Origin of the sequence: Nonomuraea sp. WAC 01424 (assembly GCF_003947315.1) — a bacterium.
Classification (GTDB): domain Bacteria; phylum Actinomycetota; class Actinomycetes; order Streptosporangiales; family Streptosporangiaceae; genus Nonomuraea; species Nonomuraea spiralis.
The window spans coordinates 26,838-48,680 of sequence record NZ_QHHZ01000014.1 but is presented as its reverse complement, the minus strand read 5'-3'; the positions used below and the strand labels follow the sequence as shown (position 1 = coordinate 48,680).

Genomic DNA, 21,843 nt, shown 5'->3' with positions numbered 1-21,843 from the left:
TTTTCGCTACCTAGGTAGCGTAACTGGCGGCGGACGAATTACGCAACCCGAGTATCGAAACTGCGGCTATCGAGGTACCAGCGTCCACACGGTCCGCTCCCCCGTCCTGTCCTGGTAGGTCCCCCACAGCCCCCTGGTCAGCTCGTGCACCAGCAGGAGCCCGCGTCCCGACGCGTCCGTGTCCGCCGGCACGCGGGGACGCGGAACCAGCCCGTCCCGGCCCGGATCGGTCACGGCCAGCCGCCAGAACCCCGCCTCTGGGGCAAGGGACAGCCGAACCCACTGCGCCGCCGCGTGCTGCAACGCGTTCGCGACCAGCTCCGAAGCGATCAGCCGCAGGTCGTCCAGGGCTTGGTGATCCGCCCTCAACCACGCCGCCAGTTCGGTACGCGCCAGCCGGGGCAGCATCGCCGGGTCGTCGAGCTCGCCGACCGTCCACAGCTTGACGCCCGCGTGCAGGGAACTGGACATGATCACCTCCGGGATGGGCGTACAGGCTGAGATCGCGTGTACGCGGGTTCTCAGGATGCGGTGGATTCGGCCGACTAGCCTGTGGAATCGGCCGTACAGTTCCTTACAGTGAGTACGCCATGCCTCTGCGTGAAACTCTGGTGGAAGGGCGTGACATGCCGCAGGAAGAAGCAGACGCCAGCAAGGAGGCGTGGGCCGAGTACGCCAGACGCCTGCGTACCTTCCGTACGGATCACGGCTTGAGCCAGGAGCGTCTGGCGGACCGGCTGGCCTACAGCGAGAGCGCGGTCGGGCACGTGGAACGCCTCCTGCGCAAGCCGAGCGAGGACTTCACCCGCGAGGTGGAGAAGGCACTCGGGCTCAAGGGCCAGTTGACGGAGCTGCTGCCCCAGATCCACGGCGCGCTGGGCCCGCGCTGGTTCCGCGAGTGGCCCAAGGTGGAGGCGGCGGCCCACACCATCAGGACGTCCGAACCCCTGCTGATCCCCGGCCTCCTGCAGACGGAGAGCTACGCCAGACATGTCTTTCTGGGAGAGCCGGGGGCCGTGCAGCGGGAGGCGGAGGAGGCCGTGCGGTTCCGGCTGCACCGGCAATCCGTGTTCGGTCGCGAAACCCCGCCGATCTACTCCGCCCTCGTGGACGAGAGCGTCCTCCACCGGCCGGTCGGGGGACCGGAGGTGATGAGAGAACAGCTCGCCAAGCTGCTCGACGTGCTCAACCCTCCGTACGTCACGCTGCGAGTCGTCCCGTTGAGGGCGGGGCTCACCGTTGGATGCCTCGGCGCCTTCGAGGTGGCCACGCTTCTGGACGGGGGGCCTGATCACGCCTATCTGGAGAGTGCCGAGGAAGGCCGGGTGACCAATCGCGCGAGAACCGTGCAAGCGCTTATCGTGCGATGGGAGGCCCTGTCCGGCATGGCGTTCCCCGTGGACAGGAGCCGCGAGATCATCCGCGAGGTGATGGAGAGCTATGAGTGACGCGAGCGGTCTCCGTACAGGAGTGTGGACCAAGGCGGCGGCGTCGGGTGGGAACGGCGGGAGCTGTGTCGAGGTGATGTGGCGGGCGGATGACGGCGTTCTCGTCCGGGACACCAAGGATCAGGGTGAAGGCCCGACCCTGGCCTTCACCCGGGACGAATGGCTCGCCTTCCTCGACGGGGCCGCCAAGGGCGAGTTCGACCTGCCCTGAGGACGCTCAGGAAGCGTAGATCACGGACAGGAAGCGGAGGAGGAGGGCTTCCCGGGTCTCGGCGGGGAGGGCGTCCAGGACCGCGTTGACCGTCGCCATCCCCGGCTGGCCCGCGCCCGGACGCAGGTCCACGCCCACCGAGGCGGCCAGTTCGGCGAACGTCGCGTCGTCCAGGGCGTCCAGGTCGAGGTCGGCGATCAGTTCGAGCAGGCCGTCCGGCACCGCGGCAGGGCCGCGCCGCCGGGCCGTCTCCGCCGAGTCTGCGATCACGTTGAGCATCGCCTCCACCCCGGCCAGCGTCACGCCGGTGACCGTGATGTGCAGGTTCGCCGGGATTCCGGCGTACGAGAGCTGCGGTTGGAGGAACCAGCCGCGCTCGCGGGCCGCGTCGGCCAGGACGAACACGTCGATCCCGTCGCCGGCGAAGGCCACCAGCGAGGACTCGGGCTCGCCCAGGACCCGCAGTCCGGGGATCGCGGCGATGCCCTCCCGGAGCCGGGACGCCGCCTTCAGCGTGGCGCGGCCGAGCTCGACGTACCCCTCCCGGCCGAGTGCCTGGAGGGTGGCCCAGGCGCCGCCGAGCGGCCCGGCCGACCTGGAGCTCTGCACGGTGGCGTTGATGATCGTGTAGCCCGGCCAGGCCGCCGACGCGAAGTACGCCCTGCGCCGCGTCGCCGGGTCGGCGAACAGCACCACCGAGGCGCCCTTCGGCGCGTAGCCGAACTTGTGCAGGTCGCAGGACAGGGACGTCACCCCGGGCACCGACAGGTCGAACGGGGGCACGTCCGCCCCCGCCTCCCGCAGCCACGGCAGCAGCCAGCCGCCCACGCACGCGTCCACATGGCAGGCCACGCCGGCCTCGGCCGCCACGGCGGCGACCTCCGCGACCGGGTCGATCACCCCCTGCGGGTACGACGGCGCCGAGACCACCACCAGGACCGTGTCCTCGTCGATCGCCGCCGCGACGTCCTCCACCCGCACCTTGTACGTCTCCAGGTTCACCGGCACGGCCTTGACCCGCAGGCCCAGGTAGTGGGCCGCCTTGTGGAAGGCCGGATGCGCGGTCACGGGCAGCACGAGGTTGGGGGTCGCCCGTCCGGCCGCGTCCCTGGCCGCCTTGACGGCCAGCATGATCGACTCGGTGCCGCCGCTGGTGAAGACGCCGTGGCCGCCGCCGAGCAGGTCGGCGACCGCGCCCACGACCTGCTTCTCCATCTCGACGATGCTGGGGAAGGCCGTCGGGTCCAGGCAGTTGACCTCCAGCATCTCGAAGTAGGCGCGGGCCGCCGCCTCGTGCACCTCGGGCCGGCCGGTGTCGTAGACGTACGCGGTCACCTGCCCGCCCCGTACCGGCAGGTCGTGCTGCTTCATGCTGGCCACTTCGGCCAGCAGGTCCTCGACGGTTCTTCCGGTCGGGGGGAGGGTCACACGGTCTCCTTGGCGAGGGCGAGCCGGCCGTACCTGATGACGAACGGCAGGCTGATCAGCATGAGCAGGGCGGGCAGCGCGGTGAAGCCGAGCAGCAGCCCGGTCAGCGCGCCGGGCGGCTGGGCGACGGGCGACTCCACGGGTGCGGAGACGAACCCCGAGACAGCCAGGACCAGCGCGAACAGGCCGGGGCCGAGGGCGAGCCCGGCGGTCTCGCCCGCCGTCCACAACCCGGTGAACGCGCCGGCCTGGGCGTGGCCGGTACGGACGGCGTCGGCGTGCACGGTGTCCGGCAGCAGCGACAGCGGCAGCAGTTGCAGCGCGGCGTAGCAGACCCCGGCCAGCGCCGTCAGCGCGAGCGTGGCGGTCAGGCTGCCCGCCGCGATGGCCGGGACCAGGGCGAGCGCCACGGCGGTGAACCCGGCCGAGGCGGCCAGATAGCAGCGTACGGTCCCATAGGCGCGGGCCAGCCTGGCCCAGACGGGTACGGCGAGCATGCTCGGGCCCACCAGGCAGACGAACATCACCGAGGTCAGCCCGTAGTCGCCCAGCCGGTACGACGCCACGTACGGCGCGCCCGCCAGCATCACCGCCACCCCGAGCGCCTGCGTCACGAACGCCGCCAGCAGCGCGAAGAACGGCCGGTTGCCCCTGGCCATGCGGAAGGCCGCCACCGGCCCGAGCTGGCGGGGCCCGGGACGCGACGACATCCAGCGTGTGCCCAGCGTGGCGGCCACGAGCGCGGCGGCCATGACCGCGCCGATCGCGACGCCCATGACCGCGTACCCCGGCCTGCCGCCGCCCGCCAGGTCCACCACGGCGGGGGCGAGGCCGCCGGCGACCAGGATGCCGACGGTCAGGCAGACCACCCGCCAGGACATGATCCTCGTCCGCTCGGCCGGGCTCGCCGACATCTCCGCGGGCAGGGCCACGTACGGCACCTGGAAGCATGCGAACGCGGTCGCGGCCAGCAGGAACGCCACCCCCGACCACACGGCCCCCGCCGTGCCGCCGGAGACGCCGCCGGGCACGGCGAACATCAGCGCGAACGCCACCGGCAACGTGGCCGCGCCCACCGCCAGCAGCCGCGTCCGGCGGCCGGTGCGCACGGCCTCGCGGTCGCTGGCGGCGCCGACGAGCGGGTTGAGCAGCACGTCCCAGATCTTCGGCGCGACCAGTACGGCGCCCGCGACGGCGGCGGGCACGCCGAGCATGTCGGTCAGGTAGTAGAGCAGCAGCAGGCCGGGCACGGCGGAGAAGACGCCGGTGCCGACCGAGCCGACGCCGTACCCCAGCAGCCGGTCGCGGCCGAGCCGGTCGGCGCCCGCCGGGGGCGTCGCGGGCCGCCGGGCGACGGTCATCGCGGGTCGCCGGGCAGGGCGAGCGTGCGGTGGAGGGTGAGGTGCAGGTGGGCGCGGAAGCGGCGCAGCGCGGCCCGGTCGCCCGCGCCCCGGCGGCGGCCGTCGGCGTCCAGGACGCCGCCCTTGGCGAAGCCGTGCACCGACCAGATGACCGTCCACATGGCGTACTCCAGATCGACCGAGGCGTCGATCACGCCGGCCTCGACCGCCGGGCGCAGCAGGCCGGTCACGGCGGAGACCAGGGGCTGGACGTACTGGCGTTCCAGCTCGGTGATGTCACTGGCGTCGGAGAGCCAGCGGTGCATCCACAGCGCGGGGATCTCGGGGTTGTCCACGCAGAAGTCGAGGTAGTCGTCCACAAGGCGGTGGATGGAGGCGACCGGGTCGTCACCGGGCAGCCGGGCGAGCGCCTGGTCCAGCGCCGCCTTCTCCGCCAGGTGTGCCCGTTCCATGACGGTCAGGTAGAGCTCGCGCTTGCCGCCCACGTGGTAGTTGACGGTGGCGATGTTCAGCCCCGCCGCGTCGGCGATCTGGCGCGTGGAGGTGCCGTCGTAGCCGAGCGCGGCGAAGAGCTGGGTGGCCGCCTTGAGGATCACGGCCGGCTGTCCGCCGTCGGCAGGTGTCATACGACCGACGGTAGTTCCGCCCGACCCTCTTGGTCAATCGTTTGATGGAGGACTTTGCTCAGTCCGCCGCCCAGTACTTGACGAGGATCTTGTCCAGGTGCGCCACCACCGGCTTCCAGCTCCGGGGCAGGTTGTAGCGGGTGGCACGGTGGCCCTTGTACATCAGCGTGTAGCTGAGGAAGTCCGCGCCCTGCGGCGGGCGTTCGGACCGGCCGATCTTCAGTTCCTTCAGGTAGCCGCGCAGTTGCCGCTGCTCCTTGCCCGTGAGGCACTTGGCCACCACCGGCCCGGTACGGCGGCCGAGCCGTACGCAGCCGTCGGTGTAGACCGTCACGCGGTTCTGCAACCCCGCGTAGCCGCCTTCCTCGCGCAGCTCGACCAGCACCTTCTTCTGCGCGGTCGCCGCTTCGGCGGGCAACGCGGACACCGTGGCGGCCAGCGCGAGCGCCGGCAGGAGCACGATTCGCCAGTTCTTCATACCCTTATGACGTGCCGCAGCCTCGAACGGCTCATTTGCCGAGTCGGCGTCTTACGTCCTGAACGGCTTATTTGCCGAGGCCGGCGTCTCTTGCGCGGATGATGGCTTCGGCGCGGTCGGCGACGTGGAGCTTGGCGAAGATGTTGGAGACGTTGTTGCGCACGGTCTTCGGCGACAGGAACAGGGCCGAGGCGATCTGCGCGTTCGAACGTCCGGCCGCCACCAGCGAGAGGATCTCCCGTTCGCGCGGCGTGAGCTGCGGGAAGGCCGGGCCGTCCGGAGCCGCGGCGGCCCCCTGGAAGAACTCGGCGACCCGGAGCGCGACCGCCGGGCCGAAGATCGCCTCCCCGTGCGCGACCGCGGTGATCGCGCGTACGATCTCGCCCTGGCCCGCGCCCTTGAGCAGGTAGCCCCGGGCCCCCGCGCGCATCGCCGCGAACAGCGTGGCGTCCTCCTCCGACATCGTCAGCACGACGACGGCGACGTGCGGGCTGTCGGCCACGATGCGCCTGGTGGCCTCGATGCCGTCGAGCCCAGGCATGCGGACGTCCATCACCACGACGTCAGGTTGCAGGTCGGCGGCGCGCTCGACCGCCTCGGGGCCGTCGGCGGCGGTCCCGGCCACCTCGATGCCCGGGATCGAGCCCAGCAGCAGCGCGAGCCCGTCCCGGTAGACCGGGTGGTCGTCGGCCAGCAGAACCCTGATCGCCTCGCCCCCGGACAAAGGCACCCCGCCGGACAAAGGCGCGCCGCCGGATGCGGGCTCCTGGCTAGGCATCGGGGTTCTCCGGCGGGGACATCGGGAGCCGGGCCGTGACGAGGGTGCCGCCGCCGGGCGGGCAGGTCACCCGGCAGTCGCCGCCCAGCTCGGCCGCGCGCTCGCGCAGCGAGAGCATGCCCACGCCCGCCGCCACGTCGGGGCCGATGCCCGTGCCGTCGTCGTGCACCGCCACCACAAGAGTCCCCTCCCGCGCGGTCAGCGTGATGTCGCAGCGTGTCGCGCCCGCGTGCCTGGCCACGTTGGCCAGCGCTTCGGACACGATACGGTAGGCCGCCACCTCCAGCGCGCCGGGCAGCGCGTCCAGCGGGCCCTCGCCGGTGACGCGCACGTCCAGCCCGGCCGGGCGGAACCGGCCCGCCTGCTGCTCGATCGCGCGCTGCACGCCCAGCTCGTCGAGCGCGGGCGGGCGCAGGTCGTGCACCAGCCTGCGTACGTCCGCCAGCACCCCGCCGACCTCGGCGGCCGTCTGCTCCAGGATGCGGTCGGCCTGCTCGGGCGCGCTGCCGGCCAGGTTGCGGGCCGCCTCGATGCGCAGCACCACCGCGCCCAGGCTCGGGCCGAGCCCGTCGTGCAGGTCGCGGCGGAGCCTGCGGCGTTCCTCCTCGCGGGCCAGGACGAGCCGGGCGCGGATGCGCTGGAGGTCCGCGCTCAGCTCGACGGCCCGCGCCTCCGCGGCGGCCTGGCGTACGAGGTCGCCGAGCAGGCGCTGGTCCCGCTCGGTCAGATCGGTACGGCACAACACGAGCCGCCCCACCGTCTCGCCCCGGTAGGCCACCGGCAGCGACACCGACGGCCCGCGCGGCGACCCGTGCTCGACCACGGAACGTTCGCCGCCCGGCCGCTCGATCTCCACCCGCACGTAGGCCAGCCGGAACGCCTCCGCCAGCGTCCTCGCCACCGCGACCAGCTGCTCGTCCGGGTCCGTGGCCAGCTCCAGCCGTTCGGCCAGCGTCGAGACCGCGGCGTACGGGTCGTCCCTGGAGCCGCGTACGAGCCGGCGCACCGCCCGCCACAACCAGGTGCGCAGCGGCGCGTACAGGACGGCGACGATCGCGATGGCGGCCAGCGCCGAGTCCCGCTCGCCGAGCACGCTGCCCACCAGCGTGAACACCACCACGTCCACGAGCACGACGAGCGCGGCGAGCAGGCCGTAGGCGACGGTGGCCGACAGCAGCCTGTCGATGTCGTACAGCCGGTACTTGGTCACCGCCACCACCACGGCCGCCGCGGTGAGCCCGATGGCCAGTGTCAGCAGCACCGCCGGGATCTGCGGCGACAACGACAGCGGCAGCAGGAGCACGATCATGTCGATCAGCGCGGCCCACATGAGCCACCGGATCTGGGCCCGCCGCTCGGCGTCGGCCCGTATGTACCTGCGTACCATCGACGCGAACGGCACCACCAGGCTCACCAGGACCGACGCGTACGCCAGCGCCAGCGCCGGCTCCCAGAACGCGTACGGCAGGTCCACGGACAGGAAGTCGAGGCCGAGCCGGGCGATCTCCGGCGGCATCGTCCGGTCGTGGTATCGCTCCATCACCGCCGTCGGCGCGGTCACCAGCAGGGCCGTGAGCAGCCCGGTCAGGACGAGGCTGGTCACCGACAACGCCCGCCACACCCGTCCGGCCGGGAGCCGGCCGTCGGGGAACAGCAGGATCAGCAGCGGCAGCCCGAGCAGCAACGACGCCCCGAACCGCGAGTAGGACCAGTACGCCGCCGCGGCCCCGGGCAGGCCGGGCGAGACGTAGGCGGCGTACGTCGCCCAGCTTCCCGTGAGGCCGTCCAGCAGCCACAGCAGCCCGAACACGACCAGGACCCAGGCCACCGGATGCCGCGGCAGGCGGCGCAGCAGCAGCACGCCGGGCACGAGCTGCGCGAGCCCGGTCAGCGCGGCCGGCCACCCGGCCTCCAGCTCCGACGCGGCCGGCAACCGCACGTCGCGGGCCACGACGTCCAGCACGACCGTGGCGACCGCGATCCCGACCCCGAGTACGGCCACCCCGAATACGGCCGCTCCGAGGATGGCCGTCCCGGCGGCGGCCCGGTCACGGGCGGCGGGCGGCTCGGACGCGGCGGTGTCCGGGGCCGCCGCGGCAAGGGGGAGACGTGCGTTTTCTGGCACGGCATGTATTACACCCGACGCCGTGTCCCCACGTCCCGGGACAGGAGTCCCGCCGAAGCCGGGACCGGCGGCTCTGCCCGCCCGGGGCGGCCCGCCGGAAACCTGGAGGCACGACATCCCCTGAAGGAGAAGGACCGTCCCGTGGACGCCAAGATCAGCACCACCCCCGCGAGGGCCCGCACCGACGTGCCCACCACCACCACCCCGCCGCTCTCCGACGCCCCCTCGGACGCCCCCGACACCGGTCCCGCCATCAGCCCGGCCGCCGTGCGCAAGCTCGGTCTCGCGCTCAGCGCCGGCACTCTCAGCTGGGCCGCCAGCATCTTCGTCTACGGCAGCCAGGCCCAGGGCTTCGGCGAGCGGGTCGGCGACCTGACCGGGCTGCTCTTCCAGCTCGGCATCTTCGCCCTGCTCGCCGTGCAGATCCGGACCCGGGCGACGGGCATCTCCCGTTTCGCCAGGGTCATGCTCAAGGTCGAGCTGGTCCTGCTCGGGCTGGCCGCCGTCTGGTCCCTGCTGCACGGTGTCCTGCCCGACGAGCTCCAGGACGGGCCGGTGATGCAGGCGCTCGACGTGTTCTGGCCGGTGTCCATGCTGGGCATGATGGCCATCGGCATCAAGGTCGCCCTGGCCGGGCGTTGGCGAGGGGCCCTGCGGTGGTGGCCGCTCGTCGCCGAGAGCTGGGCCGTGGTGACGGTGCCGACGTACGTGCTGTTCGGCGACTCGGTCTCGAACTGGGTCGGCGGCTTCCACCTGGTCATCGGGTACGCCACCCTCGGCGCCCTCCTCGCGCTGCGTCCCGGGCTGACCGACTGACCGCTCGGAGGACGTGCCACTGGCACCAGATGCCGCGACGCCGCGCGAACGTCGGCGGAGCGTAGCCCCGATAATCGGATCATCATGGACAAACAACTCACCGCGCGTGCGCGGGCGCGCGACCTGGGCGTCGTCGTCGGCGCCCTGCCGACCGGGCCGTTGAACGCGATCACCGATGTCGAAGGCGTCCTGGTGGGCCACACCACCATCGACGACGGCGCCGATCTGCACACCGGGGTCACCGCCATCGTCCCGCGGCAGTTGACCGCCGAACGGCGCGGGCTGCCCGCGGCCGTGTACGCCGGCAACGGATACGGCAAGCTGGTCGGCTCGACCCAGATCGACGAACTCGGCGTGCTGGAGTCACCCGTCGTCCTGACCGCCACCCTGTCGGCGTTCCGGGCGGCGGACGCCCTGGTCACCCATCTCATGGACGGCGACCCGGAGGGCATCTCCTTCAACCCGGTCGTGGGGGAGACCAACGACGGCTTCCTGTCCGACATCCGGCGCCGCCCGATCACCGAACGGCACGTGCTCGAAGCGCTGGAAGGGGCCTCCGGCGGACTGCCCGCCGAGGGATGCGTGGGGGCCGGCACCGGGACCACCGCACTGGGGTTCAAGGCGGGCATCGGCACCTCGTCCCGGCAGCTGGTGGTGGACGGCGCTCCGGTCACGGTCGGAGCGCTCGTCCAGTCGAACTTCGGCGGCGTGCTGACCGTGCGCGGCATCCCGATGCCGGTCGAAGAACTCATCCCGGGAGAGGCGAACGAGGAGCCCGCCGGCAACTCCTGCATGATCGTGGTGGCCACCGACGCGCCACTCGACGCACGTCAACTCGCCCGCCTGTCCCGCCGGGCGATCTTCGCGATGGGCCGCGTGGGGGCGTCGTACTCCCACGGGAGCGGCGACTACGCCATCGCCTTCACCACCGCGCCACCGCAGCTCACGGCCATGCCCGACGCCGCGCTGAACCCCGTGTTCGCCGCGGTCATGGACTCGGTCGAGGAGGCGCTGCTCAATTCCCTGTTCATGGCGACGACCACGACAGGCGTCGGCGGCCGTACCCGTCATGCCGTCCCGTACGACCGGCTTCCGGGAGGCGGCGCCTAGTCCGGGGTGAGCGGCAGGACGGCGGTCACCTCGGTGCCGCCGCCCGTACGGGGGCCGATCGCGCACGTACCGCCGATCTCGGCGGCCCGTTCCCGCATCGACGTCAGCCCCACGCCCGGCCACGGCTCATCGGGCAGCCCGGTCCCGTCGTCGGCGACCGACAGCCGCAGCGCCTCGTCCTCCCGCCGCAACGTGACCAGCACCGACGTGGCCTGGGCGTGGCGGCGCGCGTTCGTCAGCGCCTCCTGCACGATCCGGTACGCGGCCGTCTCCACCGCCGCCGGCAACCCGTCGAGCACCCCCTCGGACCCGTCGGGGGCCGGGGGCACGACGATCTCGACGTGCGGGCCGGGGGCCTGGCCGAAGGCGCGGAGTGCGCCCGCGAGGCCCAGCTCGTCCAGCGCGGGCGGCCGGAGCCCGTCCACCAGCTCGCGCACCGACATGAGCGTGCTGGTCATCTCCTCGCGTACCCGGACCAGCAGCTCCTCCACCGACTCCGGGTCACGCTCCAGCCGCCGCCGCGCCTCGTCCAGGGTCATCGTCACGCTGGTCAGCGTCGGGCCGAGCCCGTCGTGCAGCTCCCTGCCCAGCCGGCGCCGCTCCTCGTCGCGGGTCGCGCTGATCCGCTCGTGCGAGTCCCGCAGGTCGGTGCTGAGCCGTACGGCGTGCGCCAGCTCGGCCAGGTGCTTGGCCATGACGGCCAGCGGCTCGCGGCCCGGCCGCGCCCCGGCGATCCGCAGCCACCCGGCGGGCTCGCCGTGCCAGGTCAGCTCGACGGTCCGCGGCCGGGCGCCCAGCTCGCCGTCCACGAACGACAACGCGGGCTCGCCCGCCACCTCCACGCCCACCCCGCGGGCGGCCAGCGACGTACGCACGACGGAGATGGCCTCGGCCAGCGCCCCCGCCGGGCCACCGGCCCGCTGCACGGTACGGCTGAGCAGGTCGGCCGCCCGGTACGGGTCGCGTTCCACGTCGAACAGCCGGTCCACCGAGCGCTGGAGCCGCAGGCGTACGGGATGGAAGGCCGCGCCGGTGACCATCGCGGAGGCGAGCCCGGCCACCGCGCCGTAGTCGCCCGCCACGCTGTTGGCCGCCCAGATGAGCACCGAGTACGTGAGACCGGCGCCGACCGCGAGCGTGCCGTACACGAGCGTGCGGTTGAGGATGAGCCGGATGCCGTAGAGCTGGTGGCGCAGCACGGTGGCGATGATCGAGATGGGGATTCCCGCGGCCAGGAAGACCCGCAGGCCGATGATGAAGGTGTCCTGGTTGCCCGCGCTGACGATCCAGTAGACGACGAAGATCGCCATGGCGTAGAAGTACCAGGTGATCTGGCGGCGTACCTCGGGGGTCGCCGCCCGGTACCTGAAGCCGAGCGAGACCACGCCGAGCAGGCACAGCAGGATCATCGGAGGCCCGATCCACGACTCCACGACCTCGGGGACCGTGCCCAGCGCCGCCACCCCGAACGGGTTGCCCACCGGCACGCCCAGCTCGAACGACGGGTCGGGGGACAGGCCGAGCAGCAGCGAATGCCCGACCATGAGCGTCACGTTCCCGTAGAGCACCGGCCGCCAGCGCCTGGACGGCAGCCGCCCGTCGGGGAAGAGCAGCGGCATGATCCCCGTGAACGTGGGCACCGCCAGCAACCACAACCAGATGGCCGGCCAGGCGACATAGGGCAGGAGCGGGCCGGGCGCGTGCACGTACATCCAGCCGGTCAGGCCGAACAACAGCGAGTACGCCGACCAGATGACGCCGACGCCCCACATGAGCCACGGGAACGGCAGCCGGGGCCGCTTGGAGATCAGGAACGCGCCCGCGAGCGGGAACATCAGCCCGATCGGGTCGAGCCCCTGCGTGTCGGCCAGCCCTTCGACCTGCGCGGCCAGCACCGCCGCCACCAGCACGGCCACCAGCGACACCACGGCCAGGGTCCACACTCCGGTCAGCACGGCCCGCCGCCGCCACACCCTCGCGCGGGACCGCCCGGCCGCACCGCCCTCAGCCCCTTGCCCAGGGCCAGGGGGCGTGGAGGTGGGACCGTTCCGGGGGGTCATCGTGGCTCCCTGAGGGGGAGTCGCGCGGCGACCTCGGTGCCGCCACCGGGCCGTACGTCCAGGTCGCACACGCCGCCCACCTCCTCCGCCCGCCCGCGCATCAGGGCCGCGCCCTGGCGGCGCTGCTCGGGCAGCCCGATCCCGTCGTCCGACACGGTCAGCCAGAGCGCGTCCCGCCGTTCCACCCTGATCAGGGCGGTGGTGGCGCGGGCGTGCCGGCGCACGTTCGCCACCGCCTCATGCGCGATCTTGTACGCCGCCACCTCCACCGCGGCCGGCAGGTCGGCCAGCGACCCCGACACCACCACGTCCACCCTCGGGCCGGGCGCGTCGGCGAGCAGCCGCAGGGCGCTCTCCAGGCCGAGCTCGTCCAGGACGCCGTCGTCGAGCGCGGGCGGGCGCAGGCCGTACACCAGGTCGCGGACGTCCACGATGGCCTCGGTCATCTGCCTGCGTGCCGTGCTGAGCAGCGGTTCGACCGAGCCGGGGTCGCTGGTCAGGCTCAGCCGGGCCTGGTCGACGCTCATCGCCAGGTTGGTCAGCGTGGGCCCGAGGCCGTCGTGCAGGTTGCGGCGGAGTTTGTGGCGTTCCTCCTCGCGGGTGGACATCATGCGCTCGCGCGAGCGCTGGAGGTCGGCACTGAGCCGTACGGCGTGGGCGACCTCGGCGAGCTGCCTGGCCAGCATGTCCAGCAGCGCCCGGTCGCGCGGTTCGCCGGCGATCGACAACCAGCCCATCGACTTGCCCTGCCACACCAGGCGTTCGACGGTCGGGGCGGGGCCCACCTCGCCCGCGGCCACGCTGCGTACCCGGCCGCCGGGCAGCACCACCTCGACCGCGACGCCGCGCGCCCCCAGAGCCAGCCGCACCGCGTGGGCCGCCGACGCCAGGGCCTCGGCCGGCCCGCTGGCCTCCTGCACACTCCGGCTCACCCGGTCGGCCAGCCGGTACGGATCCCGCTCCCATTTGAACAGCCGGTCGACCGCGCTCTGCAGCCGCACCCGTACGGGCTGGAAGAGCGCGCCGGCGGCCAGCGCGGCGATCAGGTCGGACTACGAGCCGAGCAGGGCGTCGAGCGCGCCGACCCCGAAGTAGACGGCGCCGACGACGACGGTCAGCGCGAGGTAGACCAGCGTGCGGTTGAGCAGGGCGAGGGTGCGCTCGCGTCCGCGCAGGCCGGACAGGACCGCGGCCTTGACGAGCAGCGGTCTGGCCGCTCTGAGCAGCACCAGCCGGACGTTTTTCCCCATATGTCGGGCACATCATAAAATGGCGGGCCCGCTATCGCAGAGCGTCCACCGGCTGCATTTTCGCCGCCCGCAGCGCGGGATAGAGCCCGGCCAGCAGCCCCACCACCGCCCCGGCCACCGGCGCGGCCAGCGCGAGCTGCACGTCGAGCAGCGGCGTCCACTCCCGGGCGGCCGAGACGGCGACGACGGTGACCACCCCGAGGCTCGTGCCGATCACGCCTCCCGCCAGCCCGACCAGCGTCGACTCCAGCAGGAACTGGGCGGCGATGTGCCGCCTGGCCGCCCCGAGCGAGCGGCGCAGGCCGATCTCCGGCACGCGTTCCATCACGGTGACGAGCGTGACGTTCGCGATGCCGACCGCGCCGACCACGAGCGAGACCAGGCCGAGGATCAGGAAGAGCGCGTTGACGTCGTCCTGCGCCTGGTCGCGCGCCCTGGTGGGGCTGGGCGGGGCCATCACCTGCAGCATGTCGCCGTTCCCCGGGCTGAGCGCGGTGGGCGCCTGCTGGGCCACCAGGTCCGCCGCGCCCAGACTCGTGTTGACCAGCACCCTGGTGACGTTCCGCAGCCCGAACTGCCTGCCCACCGTGGGCGGCACGAACACGGCGGTGCTCAGGTTCCGCTCGCGGCGCAGGTTGCCCAGGATGCCGATGACCGTGTACGCGTGCTTGCCGATAAAGATGGCCGGCGCCCGGTCGAGGCGGCCGACGCCGAGCAGCTTGGCCGCCTGGTCGCCGATCACCGCCACCCGGTCGCGCCGCTCGATGTGCCCTCGGTCGTAGAACCTGCCCTGCACCATCCTGCCGCGCGCCGCCTCGGGCAGCCCGGTCGTCGCCGTCAGCACGGTCAACGACTGCGCGGTGACCCTGGTGGGGTCCACGATGTCGTTGGAGCGCACGGACAGGTTCGCGCTGTCCTCCGACTCGGCCAGCGCGGCGGCGGACTCGACGCCGCGCAGCCTGGTCAGCCGGTCGATCGAGTCCCACTCCACGAGCGGCGTGTTCGGCGACTCCGGCACCTCCACCGTGATGGCCGTGGCCACCAGCGCGTCGAAGCGGCCGACGATCTGGTTGCCCGCGGTGGCGGCCACGCCGAGCGTGATGACCAGCGTGGTGATGCCGAGCACGGTCCCGAGCGTGGTGAGCGCCGAGCGCACCGGCCGGGCGAGCATGCCGGCCATGGCCTCCCCGAACAGGTCGCGTACGTGCATCACTCCTCCTCCACCAGGATGCCGTCGGTGATCCGCACCCGGCGCCCGGCCCGCTTGCTGACCTCCTGCTCGTGGGTGATGACCACGAGCGTCATCCCCTGCCCCCGCAGCTCGTCGAACAGGCCGAGCACCGATTCGGTGTTGCGGCTGTCGAGGTTGCCCGTGGGCTCGTCGCACAGCAGCAGGGACGGCGCGCCCATGAGGGCCCTGGCGATGGCCGTACGCTGGCGCTCGCCCCCGGACAGCCGGTCGGGCGCGAACCCGGTCCGGTGGCCGAGGCCGACTCGTTCCAACGCCGCCAGGGCCCGCTCCCGCCTGCCCTTACGCGCCTGCCCGCCGTAGGTTTCGGCGAGCATGACGTTCTCGACCACGCTGCGGTGGGAGAGCAGGTGGAAGGACTGGAAGACGAAGCCGATCCGGTCGCCGCGCAACCTGGTCCTGGCCCCGTCGCGCAGGGTGGTGGTCTCCGTGCCGTCGAGGCGGTAGCTGCCCGAGCTGGGGCGGTCGAGCAGGCCGAGCACGTTCAGGAGGGTCGACTTGCCCGAGCCCGACGGGCCGACGATGGCCAGGTAGTCGCCCCTGTCCACCCGGAGCGTGACGCGGTCGAGCGCCCGGACCGGCGGTTCGGCGGCGAACTCCCTGCTGACCTCCGCCAGCGAGATCACCGGCTCAGGCACCGCTGACCACCACCCGGTCGCCCTCCTTGAGCGCCCCGGCGACCTGGACGTTCCCGTCGGCGGTCAGGCCCGTACGCACCTCGACGTCCCTGGTCTGGTCCGTGGCGTACTCGACCCGCACCCGGGCCCTCCCGTCGGCCCCCGTGATCACGGCCGCCACCGGCACGACCAGCACCGGCTCCTTGGTCTCCCCCACCGTCACCCGCGCCGTGACGGCGGTCCCCGGCTTGAGCCCCTTCATCGAGGCGGGCGTGATCAGGACGGGCTCCGACCCGTCCTTGGCCTCCTCGGCGCCGGGCACCTTGGCCTGGTCGCCGACCGCGGTGAGGCGCGCTTCGTACGTCTTGCCCGTGTCGAGCTCGATGGCCGCCTCCATGCCCGTGCGCAGCAGCTCGGCCTCCGTCGCCTCCACCGACCCCGTCACCGTGAGCGCCGAGCTGGTCACCGTGGCGACCTCCTTCTCGACCTGCTGCCCCTGCTTGACCGAGACCTTGCGCACCCGGGCGGGCAGCTTCGGCAGGAACACCACCTCGCCGGGCGGGATGGAGGTCCCGTACGTACGCACGAACTCCGCCAGCATCCCCTTGGCCGCCGCCACGTCCTTACCGGCGTTGGTCACCTTGAGCTTGGTCGGGGAGAGCTGCCTGGCCTGGCGCAGCGCCTGCTCGGCGGTGGCCTTGGCCTCCTTCGCGGTCCGTACGGCCTTGCGCAGCTCCACCAGGCTCTTCTCCCTGGCCTGCCGCGCCTCCTCCGCGACCCGCTCGCGCGCCTCCAGAGCCGCCGCCAGATCGGCCTGGGCGTTCCGGACCCGCAGCTCCAGCAGGCTCGTGTCGGTCGAGGCCGTGGGCTGCGGGGTGGCGGTGGCCGTGGTCGTGGGCTGTTTCCTGGCCTCGGCCAGCGCCTGCTCGGCCTCGGCCAGCTTCTCCTGCGCCGCGCGCACGGCCGCCTCCGCCGTCGCCATCCTGGTCTCGTCCTCCGGCGTCACCACCCGGGCCTCGGCCTCCTGGAGGGCGCGCTCCGCCGTCTTCAGGTCCGCCTTGGCGTTGGCCAGCCTCATCTTGAGCGGCAGCACGTCGCGCCCCTGGTCCAGCGCCTTCTTCTCGGCGGCGAGGGTCTCCTGGGCCGTCTGTACGGCCTTGCGCAGCGTGTCGTACGCCTGCCGGTCGGTCAGCGTCGGCTGCTGCACCTCGTACCCCTTCTTCGTGTACATGCGGGTGACGGCGGCGATCGTGGCCTGGTCGAACACGCCGGAGACGGGACCGCCGTACCCCAGCCTGCGCAGCGCCCGCTGGAGCTGCTTGACGTCGTCCCCCTTGCCGCCGGGGGCGATCGTGCGGTGCATCGGCACGGACCCGCGCAGCGCGAACACCGGGCGGCCGTTTACCTCCAGGAAGACCGCGCCCTCCGTGAGCCGGCCCTGGCGCGGCGCCCGGGTGGCCCGCTGCTGCTCGGCCGTGCCGCCGACCGCCCCGGCCAGGCTGACCGGCAGGGGCGAGCCGTACTCCAGCGTGCCGCTGACCACGACGGTGCTGACGAGTTTGCGGCGCTCGACGGCGGCGGTGACGAGCGAGGCCCGCGGCGCGGCGCGGAGGTCGGCCTCGTCGGCGGGGGAGCGCAGCCGGGAGCCCACGGCCCAGCCGGCGCCCGCGATGATCACCACTCCGGCGACGATGCCGGCGAGGAGCTTGCGCGGTGACTTCATGAGGTGGTCACATGCCGAACTGGGCGCTGACCTGCCCCTGGACCGCCTGCTCCTTCGGCAGGAAGGCTGGGTAGAAGTCCTTGCCGCACTCCAGGTCCTCGAGCGCCGCCCTGATCTCCTTGGCCAGATATGGCTTGGCCTGCTCGGGAGTGAGCGTCGGCGTATAGTACATCGGCACCTTGTCGTCCGTGGCGGGGGGAGCCACGTCGGGCACATCGTCCATCTGCTCGCGGCCCAGCTTGTCCTCGTTGCCGAGCCACGTCTTCTGCCCCAGCTCGGCCATGGCGACCGGCGCGGTGTCGCCGACGGCGTAGCCCTTGCCCTTCAGGCAGGTGGCCATGGCCGTGGCCAGCTCGACCAGCTCGGGGTCGGTGTTCAGCTTGCCCTTGCGGGCCCGGACGGAGGCCTTGAACTGCGCGTCGTAGAAGTCTTCCGCCGACTTCAGCTTCAGGCCGAGGACCTTGTTGGCCGCCGAGACCTGGCAGGCGTCCAGCGCCTTCCGGTACGCCTGCAGCTGCGCCTTGGAGAGCGCGGACTGGATCTTCATATTGGGGTTGGGCTCGTTGTCGAGGCTGGTCGTGCTTCCCATCTCCTTGGGATAGACGTGCTGGGCGAAGACCCCGAAGCCGTATTTTTCGCGATATTTCTTCATCGCCGGGTAATTGCCGCGCATGCGGCTCTTGTCGTCCTCGGTGTCCGGCTTGTGCGGCGTCACGTACGCGACGTACTTGAAGCCCTTCTGCTTCATGCAGTCCGCCTTGGCCGCCTCGAGCTGAACCTCCTTGCCCTCGGCGGTCGAGCCGGCGGAGGGCGCGGCGCTCTCGGTGGCGCCCCCGCAGCCGCAGAGGACGGCGAGCGCGAGCAGCGCGACGGGCAGTGTCTTCCTCATCATGGCGGCAGACCATACTCCGTTTAACGAAGCATGGTCAATCCAGGCAGTGCCGCCGCTGGCGGAAGGGTGCGAACGCGGCCCCCACGAGCAACAGCACGAGCACCCCCCAGTAGGCCAGGTGTTGCCTGGTCAGCACATCGGAGTGCAGCGCCAGCCCGCCGGACGCCATCGTCATGTAGATCCCCGCCGCGAGCGTCCAGCGATGGTCGCGGGCCAGGTAGGCGCTCCCCGCCGCCAGCCCCAACGCCAGCACCTCCACGGCCATCCTGCTCAGGCTGATCGGGAACGTGCCGCCGCCCTCCATCCACTCGGGCCCCGCCCACGCCGCCGCCACGACCGCCGCCCACCACCACCACGACCTCCTGCGCGGCGCCCGCCGCAGCACGAGCAGCCCGGCCAGCGCCACCGCGTAACCGCCCGCGACCAGGTAGGGGTCGCTGTCCATGAACAGCGGCCGGTCCTGCAGGAACGTCGGATAGACCGGCAACAGGGTCGCGTCGAACGGCTGCCACCCGCCGGCCAGCGCCACCGCCTTGGCCCCGGTGAGGAGCGTCAGCACGGCCGCCGTACGCAGCCATCCCCGTACGGTTGCCAGCAGCGTGAGCGCCGACAGCAGCGTCCACAGCGGCAGCGTGCCCGCGTAGGGCAGGAGCGCGGCCAGGTTCGCCGCCGCCAGGGCCGTGACGGCGAGGTGCACGCCGTCCTTCCACGGGCTGCCGGTCGCCAGGTGGACGATCCGGCTGCGCACGCCGCCCCTGAGCAGCCCCCACGCCTCGCGCGGCACCGGGATCCGGCGTCCCGGGGCGGCCGATTCGAGCAGCACGTCGAGCAGTTCGTCGCCGTGGGCCGCGCGGTAGGGCCTGGGGTAGGCGAGCATGAGCTTGCGGTAACGCCGTTCGAGCGCCGACACGGCTCGTACGGACCCGATGGCCGTCATCCGGCCGACGGCCGCAGGATCAGCGAGGCGGCCGCCTGCATGCGCCTGGCCTCGGCCTCCACCAGCGCCTGGCCCTCGTCGGTGATGCGGAAGTAGCGCCGGTTGCGCCCGTTGACCGTCTCCTCGCGGTCGACGGTGATGACGCCCCGCTCGTTGAGGCGTTCGAGGATGCCGTAGAGCGTGCCGACGGAGGGCTGGACCCGGCCGCCGGACAGCTCCTTGACCGACTTGCTGATCGCGTGGCCGTGCAGCGGGCCGGCACGCAGCGCGGCGAGCACGAAGTACATCGGCTCGCTGACTTCTGAGGTTCCCCTGGGCATGGAGGAGACATTATTCCGTTCAACGAAGTGTGAGCAACGTCGGCGGCCCCCGGGCGGGGAGGGCCGCCGGCGTCACGTCACCGGCAGCGGTCGCCGTTGAGGCGGAACACCTCGGGGTCGGGGTTGGGCCCCGAGGTGTGCGTGCCGACGAACCCGAACGTCACGGACCTGCCGGGCCTGATCAGGCCGTTCCAGCCGAGGCTCCGGGCCGTCACCACCGCGCCGGACTGGCTCAGCCCGGCGCCCCAGCCCTCCTTGATCCGCTGGCCGCCGGGGAACGACCAGCTCAGGGTCCAGCCGTCCACGCTCTTCGTCCCGGTGTTCTCGATCACGATCTGGCTGGTGAAGCCGCCGGGCCAGGAGCCGTGCGCCGAGTAGCGCACCTGGCAGGCCGACCGCTCGCCTTTGTCCGCCAGGAACGCCGAGACCCAGGCCAGCGGCGAGTTCCAGTTGATGGTCAGCTCGTTCGTGGACCAGGACTCGATGTCGTCGACGTAGCAGAACTGCGGCTTGCAGCCGCGCAGCAACCGCTGGGCGACCGGGTCCTGGACGGCGGAGTTGGGGCCGCCGGCCAGCGAGCCGCGCGGCGGGTGGGGCAGCGCGTGGTCGAGCTGGTGGGCGTACCAGCGGCTGTGCTGGTTCTGGGCGGACACCTCGCCGTAGCCGGTCACGTACGAGAGGTTGAGCGCGTTGCGGCCGAGGAGGTAGTCCATGCCCTCCCGTACGGCGGCCCGGTACTTCTCCTGGCCGGTCAGGTCGTACGCGGTGGCAAGGACGACCAGGTTGTTGAGTACCAGGTTGTTGGAGCCCCAGTCGAAGTGCGCCGGCGCGTACGGCAGCCCGTACGGGTGCGCCCGCTGGATCGCCAGGTACTTCTCCGCCCCCGCGACCACGGATCGGCGCACCTCGTCCCGGCCCGGCAGCGCGTTGGGCACGGTGGCCAGGTCGAGGCGGCCGAGCTGGGCGGTGTTGCCCCAGTCGAACCCGCGCTCGCGCCAGACGTCGCCGGTGTGGTGCGGCGAGGCCAGCACGAAGTCCCTGAACTCCTTCTCACCCGTGGTGATGTACAGCTCGGCCGCCGCCCAGTAGAACTCGTCGCTCACGTCGGCGTCGTCGTAGGCGCCGCCGCCCACGCCGTCGGCCGGGTCGGCATACCTTTCGGGGTTGGCCTTCGCCGCCGCCCACGCCTTGCGCGCCGCCTTGAGGTTCCTGGCCGCGAACGCCGCGTCGTGGGGCGCGAACAGCCGGGCCGCCTGCGCCGCCGTCGCCGCCAGGTTGAGCGTGGCGGCCGTGGACGGCGCGTGCAGCTCGCGCTTCTGCGGGTCGAGGTGCGGCAGCAGCGGCAGGCCGGTCCAGTTCTGGTCGTGGACCTTGTGATGCGCCATCCCCGCGTACGGCCTGCCGTCCGGCACCTGCATGCTCAGGATGAACTCCTGCTCCCAGCGGGCCTCGTCCAGCACGTCCGGGACGCCGTTGCCGCTCTCGGGGATGCTGAGCTGCCCGTCGGTGAAGGCGGCCCGGTCGCGCTCGTAGGCCGCCATGAGCTGGTGGACCGAGATGCCGCCGTTGACCACGTACTTGCCGTGGTCGCCGGCGTCGTACCAGCCGCCCTTGACGTTCAGCGTGTAGTCGCAGACGCCCGGTTGGCACGGCACGTCCGTGTCGCCCTGGTTCGGGGCCGTGCCCGCGTGGCCGGCGGGCCTTCCGTAGCCGGGACGCAGGCTGTCGAGGATCTCGATGCCGCTGCGCTGGGTGTAGTAGAACTTCAGCGCGTCCGTGGGGAGGGAGTCGTACACGTCCGCGCCGATGTCGAACGGCCTGCTGGTCTCGCCGTCGGCGGTCAGGGTGTAGCCCGCGCCGGGCTTGGCGTACGCGCCGAAGTCGATCGTGTGCACGTTCTGGCCGGAGCTGACGTCCGTGCCCTTGGGGCTGGTACGCCCGGTCGCGGCCGTCTCCCCGGCCGCGTTCCGCAGCTCCCAGTCCAGCGGCGTGGTCGCGGCGGTGACCAGGGTGGCCTTCTTCGGGCCCGAGGGGAGGTAGCCGACCATGTTCACGCGGACGCGCGGGCCCGTGTCCGGCTCGTAGACCTCGGGTTCGGCGCCGCCCTTGAGCGACACGTCGTCCATGCAGAACCTCCAGGGCTCGGCGCTGCCGCCCAGCTGGAACGCCACCTGGGCGTTCGGCAGCGAGACCGGGGCGGTGAAGGTGTAGGAGTAGTCGTTCCCCGAGACGCTGAGCTCCGGGGAGGCCGACAGGTACTGCGTCCACGGGTCCACGGGGAGCTGGATCAGGGCCTTGCCGACCCTCGCGGGGGTGGCGGAGGCCGCGAACCGGTACGCGTAGGTGTCGCCGGCGAGTCGGCGGCGCGGGCGGACGCGGCGGGGGACAGGGCGACCATGGTGAGGAGGGCCAGC

21 protein-coding genes are annotated in these 21,843 nt (G+C 72.5%); 4 read left to right on the top strand and 17 right to left on the bottom strand.

The window, feature by feature from the left end:
• Positions 1–66: 66 nt before the first annotated feature.
• The gene (locus tag DMB42_RS34275) at positions 67–471 is read right to left on the bottom strand and encodes an ATP-binding protein (protein ID WP_125641362.1); all 405 of its coding nucleotides are present in this window, start codon (positions 469–471) and stop codon (positions 67–69) included.
• A gap of 119 nt (positions 472–590) precedes the next feature.
• Here DMB42_RS34275 and DMB42_RS34270 point away from each other — a divergent pair, with 119 nt between their 5' ends.
• Complete coding sequence (locus tag DMB42_RS34270; RefSeq protein WP_125641360.1) at positions 591–1,448, top strand: helix-turn-helix transcriptional regulator; 858 nt, start codon at positions 591–593, stop codon at positions 1,446–1,448.
• On the top strand, positions 1,441–1,659 hold the full coding sequence (locus DMB42_RS34265) for a DUF397 domain-containing protein (protein ID WP_125641358.1): 219 nt from the start codon (positions 1,441–1,443) through the stop codon (positions 1,657–1,659). The genes DMB42_RS34270 and DMB42_RS34265 overlap by 8 nt, the downstream gene beginning before the upstream one ends.
• A 6-nt stretch (positions 1,660–1,665) precedes the next feature.
• Here the strand turns inward: DMB42_RS34265 and DMB42_RS34260 are convergent, their stop codons facing one another.
• The 6 genes from DMB42_RS34260 to DMB42_RS34235 all read right to left on the bottom strand — a co-directional run bounded on the left by DMB42_RS34260 (position 1,666) and on the right by DMB42_RS34235 (position 8,455).
• Positions 1,666–3,087, bottom strand: coding sequence for an aspartate aminotransferase family protein (locus DMB42_RS34260; RefSeq protein WP_125641356.1), 1,422 nt, complete (start codon positions 3,085–3,087; stop codon positions 1,666–1,668).
• Positions 3,084–4,448, bottom strand: coding sequence for an MFS transporter (locus tag DMB42_RS34255; RefSeq protein ID WP_125641354.1), 1,365 nt, complete (start codon positions 4,446–4,448; stop codon positions 3,084–3,086). The genes DMB42_RS34260 and DMB42_RS34255 overlap by 4 nt, the downstream gene beginning before the upstream one ends.
• On the bottom strand, positions 4,445–5,074 hold the full coding sequence (locus tag DMB42_RS34250; protein WP_125641353.1) for a TetR/AcrR family transcriptional regulator: 630 nt from the start codon (positions 5,072–5,074) through the stop codon (positions 4,445–4,447). Before DMB42_RS34250 ends, DMB42_RS34255 begins: the two co-directional genes overlap by 4 nt.
• 58 nt (positions 5,075–5,132) lie before the next feature.
• On the bottom strand, positions 5,133–5,552 hold the full coding sequence (locus DMB42_RS34245; protein WP_125641350.1) for a hypothetical protein: 420 nt from the start codon (positions 5,550–5,552) through the stop codon (positions 5,133–5,135).
• A gap of 67 nt (positions 5,553–5,619) precedes the next feature.
• Positions 5,620–6,282: a response regulator transcription factor gene (locus tag DMB42_RS34240; RefSeq protein WP_260478122.1), complete on the bottom strand. Its 663-nt coding sequence runs from the start codon at positions 6,280–6,282 to the stop codon at positions 5,620–5,622.
• A gap of 40 nt (positions 6,283–6,322) precedes the next feature.
• Positions 6,323–8,455 carry a sensor histidine kinase gene (locus tag DMB42_RS34235; protein ID WP_185845001.1) on the bottom strand — a complete coding sequence of 711 codons (2,133 nt, stop codon included), beginning with the start codon at positions 8,453–8,455 and terminating at the stop codon, positions 6,323–6,325.
• Positions 8,456–8,596: 141 nt separating this feature from the next.
• Here DMB42_RS34235 and DMB42_RS53555 point away from each other — a divergent pair, with 141 nt between their 5' ends.
• Together DMB42_RS53555 and DMB42_RS34225 are read left to right on the top strand one after the other, a co-directional pair.
• Positions 8,597–9,271, top strand: coding sequence for a hypothetical protein (locus tag DMB42_RS53555; RefSeq protein WP_185845000.1), 675 nt, complete (start codon positions 8,597–8,599; stop codon positions 9,269–9,271).
• 84 nt (positions 9,272–9,355) lie between these two features.
• A complete protein-coding gene (locus DMB42_RS34225; RefSeq protein WP_125641338.1) occupies positions 9,356–10,381 on the top strand; it encodes a P1 family peptidase in 1,026 nt (341 codons plus the stop codon).
• Here the strand turns inward: DMB42_RS34225 and DMB42_RS34220 are convergent.
• The 10 genes from DMB42_RS34220 to DMB42_RS34175 form a co-directional block, all read right to left on the bottom strand.
• The gene (locus DMB42_RS34220) at positions 10,378–12,441 is read right to left on the bottom strand and encodes a histidine kinase (RefSeq protein ID WP_125641335.1); all 2,064 of its coding nucleotides are present in this window, start codon (positions 12,439–12,441) and stop codon (positions 10,378–10,380) included. The genes DMB42_RS34225 and DMB42_RS34220 overlap by 4 nt on opposite strands.
• Positions 12,438–13,442, bottom strand: coding sequence for a sensor histidine kinase (locus DMB42_RS34215; protein WP_125641332.1), 1,005 nt, complete (start codon positions 13,440–13,442; stop codon positions 12,438–12,440). The genes DMB42_RS34220 and DMB42_RS34215 overlap by 4 nt, the downstream gene beginning before the upstream one ends.
• A 51-nt stretch (positions 13,443–13,493) precedes the next feature.
• Positions 13,494–13,691 (bottom strand): hypothetical protein, encoded by a 198-nt coding sequence (locus DMB42_RS34210; protein WP_125641329.1) that lies wholly within the window; start codon positions 13,689–13,691, stop codon positions 13,494–13,496.
• A gap of 31 nt (positions 13,692–13,722) precedes the next feature.
• A complete protein-coding gene (locus DMB42_RS34205; RefSeq protein ID WP_125641326.1) occupies positions 13,723–14,901 on the bottom strand; it encodes an ABC transporter permease in 1,179 nt (392 codons plus the stop codon).
• Positions 14,901–15,578: an ABC transporter ATP-binding protein gene (locus tag DMB42_RS34200; RefSeq protein ID WP_125641323.1), complete on the bottom strand. Its 678-nt coding sequence runs from the start codon at positions 15,576–15,578 to the stop codon at positions 14,901–14,903. Before DMB42_RS34200 ends, DMB42_RS34205 begins: the two co-directional genes overlap by 1 nt.
• Positions 15,571–17,280, bottom strand: coding sequence for a peptidoglycan-binding domain-containing protein (locus DMB42_RS56085; RefSeq protein ID WP_125641318.1), 1,710 nt, complete (start codon positions 17,278–17,280; stop codon positions 15,571–15,573). Before DMB42_RS56085 ends, DMB42_RS34200 begins: the two co-directional genes overlap by 8 nt.
• Positions 17,281–17,287: 7 nt before the next feature.
• Positions 17,288–18,172, bottom strand: coding sequence for a hypothetical protein (locus DMB42_RS34190; protein ID WP_125641316.1), 885 nt, complete (start codon positions 18,170–18,172; stop codon positions 17,288–17,290).
• 34 nt (positions 18,173–18,206) lie between these two features.
• Complete coding sequence (locus DMB42_RS34185; RefSeq protein ID WP_125641313.1) at positions 18,207–19,109, bottom strand: hypothetical protein; 903 nt, start codon at positions 19,107–19,109, stop codon at positions 18,207–18,209.
• A complete protein-coding gene (locus DMB42_RS34180) occupies positions 19,106–19,429 on the bottom strand; it encodes a PadR family transcriptional regulator (protein ID WP_125641310.1) in 324 nt (107 codons plus the stop codon). The genes DMB42_RS34185 and DMB42_RS34180 overlap by 4 nt, the downstream gene beginning before the upstream one ends.
• Before the next feature lie 77 nt (positions 19,430–19,506).
• Positions 19,507–21,705, bottom strand: coding sequence for a glycoside hydrolase family 9 protein (locus tag DMB42_RS34175; RefSeq protein ID WP_312024779.1), 2,199 nt, complete (start codon positions 21,703–21,705; stop codon positions 19,507–19,509).
• Positions 21,706–21,843 lie beyond the last annotated feature (138 nt).